The sequence below is a fragment of the Novosphingobium sp. GW835-FHT14H07 genome (assembly GCF_058793515.1).
The window spans coordinates 119,706-132,530 of record NZ_JBXAFX010000007.1 but is presented as its reverse complement, the minus strand read 5'-3'; the positions used below and the strand labels follow the sequence as shown (position 1 = coordinate 132,530).

14 protein-coding genes are annotated in these 12,825 nt (G+C 64.3%); 9 read left to right on the top strand and 5 right to left on the bottom strand.

The annotated features are described in order from the left end of the window. Position 1 precedes the first annotated feature (1 nt). Positions 2-796: a bestrophin-like domain gene (locus AC1Q5P_RS08865; RefSeq protein ID WP_492518736.1), complete on the bottom strand. Its 795-nt coding sequence runs from the start codon at positions 794-796 to the stop codon at positions 2-4. Positions 797-920: 124 nt separating this feature from the next. Between AC1Q5P_RS08865 and rpoZ the strand changes: the two genes are divergently transcribed. Further along, positions 921-1,265, top strand: a complete 345-nt coding sequence (gene rpoZ / locus AC1Q5P_RS08860) for a DNA-directed RNA polymerase subunit omega (RefSeq protein WP_039333165.1) — start codon at positions 921-923, stop codon at positions 1,263-1,265. A gap of 56 nt (positions 1,266-1,321) precedes the next feature. Here the strand turns inward: rpoZ and AC1Q5P_RS08855 are convergent, their stop codons facing one another. Continuing rightward, positions 1,322-1,705: a nuclear transport factor 2 family protein gene (locus AC1Q5P_RS08855; protein ID WP_492518735.1), complete on the bottom strand. Its 384-nt coding sequence runs from the start codon at positions 1,703-1,705 to the stop codon at positions 1,322-1,324. A 76-nt stretch (positions 1,706-1,781) separates the two neighbouring features. Then, the gene (locus AC1Q5P_RS08850) at positions 1,782-2,480 is read right to left on the bottom strand and encodes a dienelactone hydrolase family protein (RefSeq protein ID WP_492518734.1); all 699 of its coding nucleotides are present in this window, start codon (positions 2,478-2,480) and stop codon (positions 1,782-1,784) included. 116 nt (positions 2,481-2,596) lie between these two features. Between AC1Q5P_RS08850 and AC1Q5P_RS08845 the strand changes: the two genes are divergently transcribed. The 7 genes from AC1Q5P_RS08845 to AC1Q5P_RS08815 all read left to right on the top strand — a co-directional run bounded on the left by AC1Q5P_RS08845 (position 2,597) and on the right by AC1Q5P_RS08815 (position 9,785). Next, entirely contained in the window at positions 2,597-2,857 is a 261-nt protein-coding gene (locus AC1Q5P_RS08845; protein WP_039333172.1) for a DUF6489 family protein, read from the top strand. Between the two features lie 31 nt (positions 2,858-2,888). After that, positions 2,889-4,187: a tRNA uridine-5-carboxymethylaminomethyl(34) synthesis GTPase MnmE gene (gene mnmE / locus AC1Q5P_RS08840; protein ID WP_492518733.1), complete on the top strand. Its 1,299-nt coding sequence runs from the start codon at positions 2,889-2,891 to the stop codon at positions 4,185-4,187. 66 nt (positions 4,188-4,253) lie between these two features. Then, the gene (gene mnmG / locus AC1Q5P_RS08835) at positions 4,254-6,101 is read left to right on the top strand and encodes a tRNA uridine-5-carboxymethylaminomethyl(34) synthesis enzyme MnmG (RefSeq protein ID WP_492518732.1); all 1,848 of its coding nucleotides are present in this window, start codon (positions 4,254-4,256) and stop codon (positions 6,099-6,101) included. Then, positions 6,098-6,772, top strand: coding sequence for a 16S rRNA (guanine(527)-N(7))-methyltransferase RsmG (gene rsmG, locus AC1Q5P_RS08830; RefSeq protein ID WP_039333179.1), 675 nt, complete (start codon positions 6,098-6,100; stop codon positions 6,770-6,772). The genes mnmG and rsmG overlap by 4 nt, the downstream gene beginning before the upstream one ends. Then, positions 6,769-7,545 carry a ParA family protein gene (locus AC1Q5P_RS08825; protein ID WP_039333181.1) on the top strand — a complete coding sequence of 259 codons (777 nt, stop codon included), beginning with the start codon at positions 6,769-6,771 and terminating at the stop codon, positions 7,543-7,545. Before rsmG ends, AC1Q5P_RS08825 begins: the two co-directional genes overlap by 4 nt. Beyond that, positions 7,542-8,483 carry a ParB/RepB/Spo0J family partition protein gene (locus AC1Q5P_RS08820; RefSeq protein WP_039333183.1) on the top strand — a complete coding sequence of 314 codons (942 nt, stop codon included), beginning with the start codon at positions 7,542-7,544 and terminating at the stop codon, positions 8,481-8,483. Before AC1Q5P_RS08825 ends, AC1Q5P_RS08820 begins: the two co-directional genes overlap by 4 nt. A 147-nt stretch (positions 8,484-8,630) precedes the next feature. Continuing rightward, entirely contained in the window at positions 8,631-9,785 is a 1,155-nt protein-coding gene (locus AC1Q5P_RS08815; protein WP_039333185.1) for an acyl-CoA dehydrogenase family protein, read from the top strand. A gap of 91 nt (positions 9,786-9,876) precedes the next feature. On the opposite strand, the gene AC1Q5P_RS08810 is transcribed toward AC1Q5P_RS08815, so the two are convergent. Beyond that, on the bottom strand, positions 9,877-10,620 hold the full coding sequence (locus AC1Q5P_RS08810) for a glycine zipper 2TM domain-containing protein (RefSeq protein ID WP_492518731.1): 744 nt from the start codon (positions 10,618-10,620) through the stop codon (positions 9,877-9,879). Between the two features lie 122 nt (positions 10,621-10,742). Further along, positions 10,743-11,225 (bottom strand): GAF domain-containing protein, encoded by a 483-nt coding sequence (locus AC1Q5P_RS08805; protein WP_193827389.1) that lies wholly within the window; start codon positions 11,223-11,225, stop codon positions 10,743-10,745. Between the two features lie 99 nt (positions 11,226-11,324). On the opposite strand from AC1Q5P_RS08805, the gene AC1Q5P_RS08800 reads away from it, so the two are divergent. Beyond that, positions 11,325-12,785, top strand: a complete 1,461-nt coding sequence (locus AC1Q5P_RS08800; protein ID WP_492518730.1) for a PQQ-dependent sugar dehydrogenase — start codon at positions 11,325-11,327, stop codon at positions 12,783-12,785. Positions 12,786-12,825: the final 40 nt, after the last annotated feature.

Below are 12,825 nucleotides of genomic sequence, written 5' to 3'. Positions count from 1 at the left end.
GTTACGGCGCCTGATGCATCAGCGCCCGGGCATCAAGGATCGGCTGTGGCGAGATGGTAATTCCGCCAGACCATGGCCGATCGAGATCGAGAATCAGCACCATTGCCAGCGACAGCAGCAGGAATAGCGCATGACTGGCAGCGAGATGCCGCCGATCCTGCCAGCGCCCTAGCACATAGCCCACCATGCCGGCAGCCATGAGCGCATAAAGGCTGACCATGTCGAGCACCCGCCCGGGAATGCGCGCCTCTCGCTCCGCCTTGCGGCTGGACGCGGCATCGAACATCTCATTGGTCGCGCCGACCAGCGAGGCAGCCATCGGCGGGTCGAGCCGGGCAAGGGCGGGGCCAAGTGCTTTCCAGACCGTGCCCTGTGCGACGGCGGATCGTGCCTCGACGGCGCTGCGGTCAGTCGCGTCGTGCAAGCTCGCCCGGATATCGCCGTAACTGCGCATCGCCGTGCGCAGACCATCGCCCTCGGGCCCCGGAACGAGCGTTGCCCGCAGCCAGGCAGTGCCGATGGCATTGCCTTCCGCCACCACCATCTCTCGCCGGGAATCGTAGCGGGAGAGCGAAAGCGAGAAGGTGAAGCCGATGAGCAGGCCAAGCAGGGCGAGCACCGCCGAAAGCAGGTAGCCATCGCCGCTTTCACCACGATCGACCTCGCCGCGCAGACGCCCGAGCCGCATGCCGAGGTGACAGAGCAGGGCCATCAACAGGAAGAAGGCAACGCCCAGCGCCAAGAGCGGGGCTCCCGCCATGACATTCTCCAGCATCGCCATCTGCATCCCTCCCATGCCGAGGCGCAATGATGGACGATTCGACGCGACGCCGGAAGTGGTCCATGCGAATCCTTGACTTTTCCACACCTCCGGCCTAGCTGCCGTCCTTTCCGTATCCTTTGATTGATTGGAGTGCCTGATGGCGCGCGTTACCGTCGAAGATTGCGTCGACAAGGTCCCCAACCGTTTCGATCTCGTCCTGCTGGCTGCCGAGCGCGCACGCGCGATTTCGGGCGGCGCCGAACTTACCGTCGATCGTGACCGCGACAAGAACCCGGTCGTCGCCCTGCGCGAGATCGCCGAAGAGACCGTGCGTCCCGCCGTGCTCAAGGAAAACGTGATCCAGTCGCTGCAGCGCGTGCTGCCCGATGACGACGATGAAGTCGATGAAATCGGCTCGCTGTCGCAGTCGGCCGAAGCGCTGCGCATCACCGCCGCGGCACCGGTGCGCAACACCTCGCTGGGTGCTGACTACGACGGCTGATTTGAGTTCAGATCAATGACTTGAAAAAGGCCCGCAGTTCGCGCTGCGGGCTTTTTTCATGTGTTTTCCAGTCTTTCAGCCATCAGCTGCCAGACTTTGTTGATCGCCTTCAGCGGGCGGACCATCACCTTGAAATCGGCGATGCGGCCTTCGAGGTCGAAGCGGATCAGGTCGATGCCATTGACCTTGATCCCGTCCATCTCGCATTCGAACTCGAGGCAGGCTTCGGCCCCATCCACGAGCTCGCGCACATAGCGGAAGGTGCCGTTGCCGAAGACCTGGCCGGCAGCGGTGAGGTACATCAGCACCTTTTCGCGGCCCTCCTGCGGCGTGTGGACAACGGGGGAGTGGAACACGGCATCGTCGGCGACAAGTTCGTCGAGCAGCGCAATGTCGCCGCTGACCATATATCGGTGCCAGGCTGCAAGGCCGAGTTTCATGTGCTTCTCCCGTTGTTCTGTTTCTGGTTAGGGCAGGGGCGTTGAGCCGGCATTGATCGGGCGCAACGCTGGCGCCTCAACCGAGATGCTGCGCGAAGAAATCGCGGGTGCGGCGATCGGCGAGAGCCGCGCCATCCTCGTCACGGCGGCTGCCCATCTCGGCAGCAAAGCCGTGGTCCAGCCCTTCGTAATCGTGCAGCGTGACCCGGGGATGCGGATCGAGCGCATCATGGATCGCCTTCTGCGCATCCGGACCAACGAAATGGTCAGCAGTCGGGATGTGCAGCATGAGCGGGTTGGCAATGGCGTGTGCTTCGTTCAGCATCTGGTCGATCATCACGCCGTAGTAGCCAACCGAGGCGTCGATATCGGTGCGCGCCGCCGCCATGTAGGCCATGCGCCCGCCAAGGCAGAAGCCGACGAGGCCGACCTTGTCGATGCCTTCGTAGCCGCGCAGGAAGCGGATCGCCGCTTCGATGTCCTTCACGCCCGCATCCGGATCGTACTGGCCGAAATAGCCGAGGGCTTCCTGGAACTGCTCGGGCACGTCGGCATCGAGCTCTACGCCGGGTGCAAAGCGCCAGAAGATGTCAGGCGCCAGCGCCATGTAGCCCAGATCGGCCCAGGCCTCGCACTTGTGGCGGATGCCGGGATTCAAGCCGAAGATCTCGGGGATGACGATGATGGCGGCGCGGATGGGGCCATCGGGCGTTGCCAGATAGCCCGGAATTTCGCCTTCGCCATCGAGCGCTGCAAACGTGATCTTTTCACCCATTGTCGTTCATCCTGCGATTCAAAGGAGTTGGTCGGATACCATGTTGGCCCCCGCGGTGGACTTTGCCAAGCGTGCATGACAATCTCTGCCGAACAGCGGATGCCGAAAGGGCGCACATGAAAGTCACCGTCGAAGTCGATTGCACGCCCGAAGAAGCCCGCCGGTTCCTCGGCTTGCCCGATGTCTCGAAAGCGAATGACGTCTATGTCGAGAGCGTCGCCAAGGCGATGCAGGGGGCGGGCAGCCTCGACCAGTTGCAGAGCTTCGCCAAGCAGGTCGCGCCGATGGGCGAGATCGGGCTGAAGCTCTTCCAGAACTTCATGGAGCAGGGCGGACTTGGCGCCATGAGCGGAAGTTCGAAGAAGCCGAAGGACTGACGTTTCACGTGGAACAGTGTAGGGCGGAGCGGTGACCGACACCATCTTCGCCCTCTCTTCCGGCCCGCCGCCCGCGGGCATTGCTGTCATTCGGATCAGTGGTCCGCGAGCCGGCCCTGCCCTGAGCGCACTCACAGGCAAGCTACCCGCGCCGCGCCGCGCAGCTTTGGCAACTCTCGCCGATCCCGCAGACGGTACCCACCTCGACCGCACAATGGTGCTCTGGCTGCCCGGCCCCGGAACGGCCACCGGTGAGGACAGTGCCGAACTGCATCTCCATGGCGGCCGGGCTGTCGTGGCTGCCGTGGAAGCAGCGCTCGAGCGCCTGCCGGGCTTGCGCAGGGCGCAGGCGGGCGAGTTCACCCGCCGTGCCTTTGCCAATGGCCGGATCGATCTGGCGGAGGCAGAGGGCCTTGCCGATCTGCTTTCTGCCGAGACCGAACTGCAGCGACGCGTCGCACTGGCCATGGCCGAAGGCGCGCTTTCGCGTGACGTTGAAGGCTGGCGCGCGGAACTCCTGGACATTTCGGCAAAGCTGGAAGCGGCGCTGGACTTTTCGGATGAAGACGATGTCGCGGAAGGGGAGTGTGCGCTACCGACAGGGTTTGCCGGTGACTGCCTTGCACTGGCAGGAAAGATCGCCGCGTGGCTCGATCGGCCCCGCGCAGAGCCGCTGAAGGAGGGCTTCCGCGTCGTACTTGCCGGACCTCCCAACGCAGGCAAGTCAACCCTGTTCAATGCACTGGTAGAGCAGGAGGCTGCGATCACGGCGGCCGAGCCCGGCACCACCCGTGATGTGCTGACGTTCGCGGCGTCGCTCGATGGCGTGCCGTTCACCTTTGTCGATACCGCCGGCCTGCGCGATGAAGGCGCGGGCGAGATCGAACGGATCGGCATCGCAAGAGCGAGGGCGGCCGCAGAGAAGGCCGACCTGATCCTGTGGCTGGGTCCAGAAGGAAAGGGACCAGAAGGACGGACCCTGTGGGAAGTTTCTGCGCGGGCGGACGATCCGGCCGCTGCCAGGAAGTCAGGGGACGCGCTGATCGTCTCTGCACGGACAGGTGAGGGAATGATGGCGCTTCGCGCAGCACTGGTCGCTCATGCACAGGGCGCGCTGCCTGCGCCGGGAGACGCAGCACTCAATCAACGACAGCATGACCGGTTGAGCGAGGTGGCCGCAGCGCTTCGATTTGCGGCAGTGGAGCGCGATAGTCTGCTGGCGGCCGAGAACCTTCGCCTCGCGCGGCGGGCGCTGGATGCACTCGTTGGCCGGACCGGCACCGAGGACATGCTTGATGCGCTGTTCGGGCGGTTCTGCATCGGCAAGTAGTGTTTCACGTGAAACAGTGCACCTGATGCTTTGACGCGAATCCACAAGTCGCGTATCGCGCCACTCATGCAGCAATTCGACATCATCGTGGTCGGCGGCGGACATGCCGGCGTCGAGGCGGCCGCCGTTGCGGCGCGAATGGGTGCACGCACCGCTCTGGTCTCGTTCGATCCTGCAACGGTTGGCGCAATGAGCTGCAACCCGGCGATTGGCGGCCTAGGCAAGGGCCACTTGGTTCGCGAGGTCGATGCCTTTGACGGCCTGATCGCGCGCGCAGCCGACGCGGGCGCCATCCACTACCGCATGCTGAACAGGTCGAAGGGCAGCGCGGTGCAGGGACCGCGCGTGCAGGCGGACCGCAAGCGCTTCAAAGCGGCAATCCAGATGATGATCGCCGCACAGCCGAACCTGACGCTTGTCGGGGGCGAGGCTGCAGCGCTCCATCTCGAAAACGGGCGAGTTGCCGGCGTAGACCTGGCCGACGGCTCGCGACTGCATGGCAGGGCGGTCGTCCTGTGCACCGGCACGTTCCTGGGCGGGCGCCTGTTCCGCGGCGAGGAGCGCATGGACGGCGGCCGGATCGGGGAAAGTTCGGCGCATCGCCTCGCTCAGCAGTTGCGGGCAGCCGACCTGCCGATGGCGCGCCTGAAGACCGGGACGCCGCCACGTATCGACGGTCGGACCATCGATTGGGCACGCCTGCCTGAGCAGCCGAGCGATGCCGACCCGTGGACGATGTCGCCGCTGACCAAGGCCCGTCCGCTGCCGCAGGTGTTCTGCGCCATCGCCCGGACCAACGAACGGACGCACGACATCATCCGGGCAGGGCTGGATCGGTCTCCGCTCTTCACCGGTGCCATCGGCGCACAGGGTCCGCGCTATTGCCCGTCGATCGAGGACAAGATCCATCGCTTCGGCGACCGTGACGGGCATCAGGTCTTCCTGGAACCAGAAGGGCTGGACGACCCGACCGTCTATCCAAATGGAGTCTCCACCTCGCTGCCGACGGATGTGCAGGTGGCGATGATCCGTTCGATGGAAGGGCTGGAGCAGGCCGAGATCACCGTGCCCGGCTACGCTGTCGAGTACGACCACATCGATCCGCGCGCGCTGCGCCGGAGCCTTGAGGTCAAGGCGATTCCAGGCCTCTACTGCGCCGGCCAGATCAACGGCACGACCGGGTACGAGGAAGCCGCGGCGCAGGGGCTCGTCGCCGGAATGCATGCCGCCGCGGCGGTGCTGGGACGTGAAGCTCCGGAGCTCGATCGCGCCAACAGCTACATGGCAGTGATGGTCGATGACCTGACCCTGCACGGCGTGAGCGAGCCCTACCGGATGCTGACGGCACGGGCCGAGTATCGCCTCCGCCTGCGGGCCAACAATGCGAGTTCGCGGCTGACGCCGATCGGCCTGGCGGTCGGGTGCATCGCTGATGAGCGAGCCCAGTGGTTCGAAGCGCGACAGGCGATGCGGGGACGGCTGGAAGAGGCGCTGGCGCAGACAGCAACGCCTACTGAACTCGGCCGCGTCGGCATTACGGTTGGCGCGGATGGAGCGCGACGCTCACTGACAGAATGGCTGCGCTTTCCTGAAGTGACGCTCGAAACCTTGCGGCCTTGGATAGGCGATGAGACCTTCGATCCATTCCTTGCCGAGGAGATTGAGGAGGACGCAGCTTACGCGCCGTACCTCGCACGGCAGGAGGCTGAGCTGCGTGACCTGCGTGCGTCGGAACATGTCCCCTTGGGGGAGGGCTTCCCCTTCGCTGAAGTGCCCGGCCTGTCGCGCGAGATGGTCGAGCGACTGGAGAAGGCTCAGCCTGACACCCTTGCTGCTGCCGGTCGCATTGCCGGAATCACCCCGGCAGCGCTCGCCAGTCTGCTGGTTCACGCGCGGCGGAGGATTCTGGCATGACGATCGCAACCGAAGCTGAAGCGCAGGCATGGTTGCGCGATGGGCTGGAGGTAGACGCTGCCACCATGGAGCGATTGGCCCATCTGGTGTCGCTGCTGCTGGAAGAGAACGAGCGGCAGAACCTCGTGGCGAGAGGAACGTTGCCGCACGTGTGGGTGCGCCATATTGTTGATTCCGCCCAGTTGCTGCATGTTTCACGTGAAACACTTCCAGCGGGGGAGTGGCTCGATCTTGGCACCGGTGCGGGCTTTCCGGGCCTCGCCATCGCTGCGCTGCAACCTCAACGGCCGGTGACACTGGTAGATTCCCGGCGCCTTCGCACCGAGTGGCTTCAGCGCGCAGCAGATGTACTGGGGCTAGGCAATGTCCGCGTTGTGCTGTCGCGGGTAGAGGACCTTCCATCCGGTCCGCATGCGGTCATTTCTGCTCGGGCATTTGCGCCTCTGGACAAGCTGGTCACTCTTTCCGCACGCTTTTCCACACCGGACACGGTCTGGCTGTTGCCGAAAGGGGCAGGGGCAGCGCAAGAATTGCAGATGCTCCCCGAATCATGGAATCACATGTTCCACGTGGAACAATCGCTGACGGATGCGAACGCTGGTGTGATCTGCGGCCGGCTTCTCGGCGGCAGTCCACCGCGCCCCTCGAACGCCAAGGGCAAACGCAAATGATCACGATCGCGGTCGCAAACCAGAAGGGCGGAGTGGGCAAGACCACTACGGCGATCAACATCGCCACCGCACTCGCGGCAACGGGGTGGAAGACGCTGCTGGTCGATCTCGATCCGCAGGGCAACTGCTCGACGGGCATCGGTATCGCGGCGGGTGAACGTGAGCGATCTTCCTATGACTTGCTGATCGATCAGGCTTCGGTCGCCGATTGCCTGATGGCGACACGCATCCCGGGCCTGGATATCGTACCTGCGACGGTCGATCTGTCCGGCGCGGAAGTGGAGCTGGTCAGTGTCGAGGACCGCACCCATCGCCTGCGCAAGGTGCTCAATGGCGATACCGGGCATGACATCTGCTTGATCGATTGCCCGCCGTCGCTCGGGTTGCTGACGCTCAATGCCCTTACCGCGGCGGACACGATCCTGGTGCCGCTGCAATGCGAGTTCTTCGCGCTCGAAGGGTTGAGTCAATTGTTGCAGACGGTGGAGCGGGTGCAGGAGCGGTTCAATCCGGACCTGGGCATCCTTGGCATCGTGCTGACCATGTATGACCGGCGCAACCGCCTGACCGACCAGGTCGCCGATGACGTGCGTTCGTGCCTGCGCGATCTGGTGTTCGAGAGCGTGATTCCGCGCAACGTGCGCTTGTCGGAAGCGCCGAGCCACGGGTTGCCGGCGCTGATCTATGACCATGCCTGCCCCGGATCGCAGGCCTACATGAAACTGGCGCGCGAACTGATCGGTCGCCTGCCCGAGAGGAGACAAGCGGCATGAGCGGCGAAGACGCAGTGAAAGCACCGGCACGCCGGACCGGGCTTGGCCGTGGCCTTGGCGCACTGATGGGTGAAGTGCGGCGCGAGGAGCCAATCGCGCGCATCTCGGTTTCGCCCGCGGATGTCGCCGAGAGCCGGGACGGCGGGCTGGCGCTGCTGACAGTAGCGTCGATCGAGCCGCATCCGGAACAGCCGCGCCGGCATTTTGATGAAGACGCGCTTGAAGAGCTGGCGCAGTCGATCGCGGCACGCGGCGTGATCCAGCCGGTGGTCGTGCGGCCATTGCCGGGCGGACGATATCAGCTTGTGGCTGGTGAGCGGCGCTGGCGTGCGGCGCAGAAGGCGCAGGTTCACGAGATTCCAGCGATCGTGCGCAAGCTGGATGACCGCGATGTTGCCGCGCTGGCGCTGATCGAGAACCTGCAGCGCGAGGATCTCAACCCGGTCGAAGAAGCTCGGGCCTATCAGCGCCTGGCCGACAGCGAGGGCCTGACGCAGAACGATATCGCCAAGTTCGTGGACAAGTCACGCAGCCACGTCGCCAACATGATGCGCCTGCTCGGGCTGCCCGATGAAGTGCTCGACATGGTGGTGCGCAGCGAACTGTCGATGGGCCATGCCCGCGCGCTGATCAACGCACCCGATCCGATCGGGCTGGCACGCGAAGTGGTGGCCAAGGACCTTTCGGTTCGCGATGTCGAGAAGCTGGCGCGCAAGGCGTCGCGGCCCGAAGGCCAGCGTCGCCAGGCTCGCGCAGGCAAGGATCCGGTGGGCGCGGCGGATCTGGCAGCGATCCAGCAGCACCTAGAGGACTTCCTCGGGCTCAAGGTCACGATCCAGCCGGACTCCGATCCGACGACCGGCGCGGTGACGATTCGCTACAAGAACCTCGACCAGCTGGACCTGATCTGCCAGCGCCTGACGGGCGGTGAGTTCTAAATATCTGAAATTGTTGGCCTGTGATGACGTCACGGCGTCAGCACTGCCTGGACCATCGGACATTAATTGGTCGATTAATTCTCGTTGACCGGGATGGGGCTGTGCGCATAGGCTGCGTGCAAACAACCAGAACCGGAGAGATTGGCCATGTCGCTCGACCTGATCCCGCGCACAGCCTACAACGAAGACCACGAAGCCTTCCGCCAGACCGTCCGCCGCTTTCTGCAGGACGAAGTCGCCCCGCACGCGAACGAATGGGCCGAAGCTGGCATCGTGCCCAAGAGCATCTGGCCCAAGGCAGGTGAGCTTGGCCTGCTGTGCCCGACGGTGCCCGAGGAATACGGCGGGCTCGGCCTCGACTTCGGCTACAACGCCATCGTCGACGAAGAGAGCGCCTACTATGGCCGCGTGGCCACCGGCTTCTCGCTGCAGTCCGACATCGTGGTCAACTACATCGTCTCCTACGGCTCCGAAGAGCAGAAGAAGAAGTGGCTGCCCAAGATGGTCTCGGGCGAGGTGATCACCGCCATCGCCATGACTGAACCGGGCACCGGCTCGGACCTTCAGGGCATGAAGACCACCGCGAAGAAAGACGGCAACCACTATGTGATCAACGGGTCGAAGACCTACATCACCAATGGCCAGAACGCCGACCTGATCCTGGTGTGCTGCAAGACCGACACCGATGTGCAGCCCGCATGGAAGGGCGTTTCGATCGTGCTGGTCGAAGCCGACCGTGAGGGCTTCAAGCGTGGTCGCAACCTCGACAAGATCGGCCAGGACGAAGCCGATACCTCGGAGCTGTTCTTCGAGGACGTGCGCGTTCCGATCACCAACTGCCTTGGTGAGGAGGGCAAGGGCTTCATCTACCTGATGAGCGAACTGCCGCAGGAGCGCCTGTCGATTGCCGTCAGTGCGCAGGCGTCGGCGCAGAAGGCTTTTGACGATACGGTGGAGTTCACCCGCGAGCGCAAGGCATTCGGCAAGCCGATCCTCGACTTCCAGAATACCCGCTTCACGCTGGCCGACATCAAGGCGAAGCTGCAGGTGGGCTGGGCACACCTCGATTGGGCCCTGGCGCGGCATCTGAAGCGCGAACTCACCCCCGAAGAAGGTGCTGCCGCCAAGCTTTGGCACACCGAACTGCAGTGGGAAGTGATGGACAAGTGCCTGCAGCTCCATGGCGGCGCCGGCTACATGAACGAATACGCGATTGCCCGTGCATGGCGCGGCGCGCGCGTGACGCGCATCTTCGGCGGCACCAACGAGATCATGAAGGAGCTGATCGGGCGCAAGCTCTGATCGGTTGTGGGTCTGGCCCCCGCCTGGAAATAGGAAGAGCCCGCTCTCCAAGCCGGAGGGCGGGCCCTTTCGCTTTGAGCACTGCTGGGGTTCAGCCGGTGTAGACGCGCTTTTCCTTGACCCGCTTGTCGCGGACGACCGGACGGCGGGGGACCACGCGGGCGCGCTTTGTCTCGACCCAGGTTTCGGTGACGACGGTTTTCTCGACGCAGGGCTTCTGCGGCGGAAGCATGACCGGGACCATCACATATCCGTAGGGCGCGTAACCGGGATAGTAGCCCGGATAGCCTCCGGGATAAGGCCCGCCGGGATAAGGCTGCGGCGGAAGCGAGGCGAAATAGTCGTCGCATTCGCGGCGCAGGCTCTTGTCCTCGGCCTTGTCGATCACGTTACCCGCCACTGCGCCAACGGCAGCGCCTGCGACAGTGCCGAGCACGCGATCGCCCTTTCCGGCAATGCGGTTGCCCGCCACGCCGCCGATCACGCCGCCTAGCAGCGCGCCGCCGACACCCTTGTCACCATAGACCTTGGCGCAGCGTTCATTCATTTCGGCCCAACGCGGATCTGGCTGCGGGTAGGCGTTGGGATAGTATCCCTGCGGCGGCGGGGGAGGGGGCGGCGCATCGACCACAGGCTGGCTCATCACCACCGTTGGGTAGGGCGCGCCGATCATTGGCGGATAGTAGACGGGGCCTGCCGCACCGCCGTAATAGCCGCCGGTGTAACCGCCCTGCCAGCCACCGCTGACCGGACCGGGATGAGGGTGTTCACCAGCCAGTGCCGGAGATGACACGGCACCCAGCGCAACGGCTGCGATCAAGAGACGACGAAGCATGCGGTTTGCCCCTGAAAAGGTTCGTTAACCGCAAACTTACCATCAGGACCCGCATAAAACCAAGGTTTCCGGCGCGCGAGAGTGCCGCCTGTCCCGAATCGGGGCAGGAATCAGATGCAGGATCAGATACGAGCCGCGATTGCTGCGGCAAGCGCCTCGATCCCGCGCGCGTCGTCCTCGTCGAAACGGTCGGGCGAGGGGCTGTCGAGATCAATCACCGCAATAACCGCGCCATCGCGAATCACCGGCACGACCAGTTCGGAGCGGCTCGCCGCATCGCAGGCAATGTGGCCCGGAAAGGCGTGCACATCCGGCACGAGCTGGGTCGTCGCGGTTGCTGCCGCCGTGCCGCAAACGCCCGAGCCGAGCGCGATGCGGATGCAGGCGGGCTTGCCGATGAAGGGGCCAAGCACAAGCTCCCCGCCGACCATGCGGTAGAAGCCTGCCCAGTTCAGATCCGGCAGGTATTGCCAGATCAGCGCCGCCAGATTGGCCATGTTGGCGATACCGTCGGGCTCGCCTTCAGTGAGGGCCTTGGCGGCTTCGAGAAGATCGGTGTGGAGTTCGGCGCGGCTCTGGCCGTCTGTGGGTGCGAATGTGAACATGGCAAGGTATCTAGCGTAACCGGTCCGAAAAGTCGCGCCGCGCAACTTCGCACAGGTGTGCCATTGCTCTGAGACACGGTCAGGCCTAGATTCCGGGCCATGAAGCTCCTCAAGAAACTGCTGATCGCGCTGCTCGTGATCGTCGCCATCATCGCCGCCTGGGTTGCCTGGTCAATTCACGGGTCCCCGGCCGAGTACACGCTCAACGAAACCTCGGGACCGAAACCCAAGCTGGCGCGACCCGACGGCCAGACAATCCCGACGATCAAGACGGCCGATCCGATTGGCTGGAAGGACGGCGAGGCTCCGGTCGCGGCGCAGGGTCTGCAGGTCACGCGCTTTGCCGACAAGCTCGATCACCCCCGCACCGTGGTGACCCTGCCCAACGGGGACGTGCTGGTTGCCGAGACCAATTCGCCGCCGCGCAAGGTCGAAGGCATCACCGGAGTCGTGATGGGGTATCTGTTCAAGAAGGTTGGCGCTGGCGGCCCTTCGCCCAACAAGATCGTGCTGCTGCGCGATGGCGATGGCGACGGCAAGGCCGAGCAGCGCTTCGTGATGGAGAATCCGGCGCTGGATTCGCCATTTGGCATGGCCTTCCGCGAAGGTCGCCTGCTGGTGGCAAACCACAACGCAGTGCTCTCGTTCCCGTATGAGCTGGGGCAGACCGCGCTGACGGGCAGCCCCGAGAAGCTGATGGACCTGCCGGGCGGCGGCAACCACTGGGCCCGCAACCTCCTGCTTGCGCCGGACGGTTCCAAGCTGTTCGTCACGGTCGGCTCGGCCTCGAACATTGCCGAAGAGGGCATCGAGACCGAATATCGCCGTGCTTCGATCCACCAGTACGATTTCGCCAAGAAGAAGTCGTTCGAGTACGCAGGCGGGCTGCGCAACCCCAATGGTCTGGACTTCAATCCCTACAGTGAAGAGCTGTGGACCGTGGTCAACGAGCGCGACATGCTCGGGTCGGACCTCGTGCCCGATTATCTCACCAACGTACCGTTTGGCGCGAACTATGGCTGGCCGTGGGTCTACTGGAAGAACAACATCGACCAGCGCGTGACGGCACCGATGCCGGAATACATGCTCGATTACGTGCGCAAGCCTGAATACGGCCTTGGCGCACACACTGCCCCGCTGGGGCTTGCCTTTGCGAAGGGTGGCAACCTGATGGGCGACAAGTTCCAGCAGGGTGCGTTCGTTGCGCGCCACGGGTCATGGAACCGCCGTCCGCTTTCGGGCTACGATGTTGTCTTCGTGAAGTTCGACACGCGCGGCAACGTCCTGCCCAATCCGCCGGTGCCGGTGCTGACCGGCTTCCTGACCGATGACGACAAGGCGCGTGGCCGTCCGACTTGGGTTGCCTTTGCGAAGGACGGCGCGCTGCTGGTCAGCGACGATACCGGTGGCGTGATCTGGCGAGTCTCGGCTCCGGGGGCGAAGCCAGCTGCCGCCATAACGCCGCTCCCGACTCGTACGGCACCGCCGCAGCCCAAGGGCACCGGCAAGTTCATCATGAAACCCAACGCTGATTCGGACCTGATGAAACCTCAGCAGTAAGCGCTTTTGCCCACCCCGCCCCCTCCTGCCTGCGGAAGGG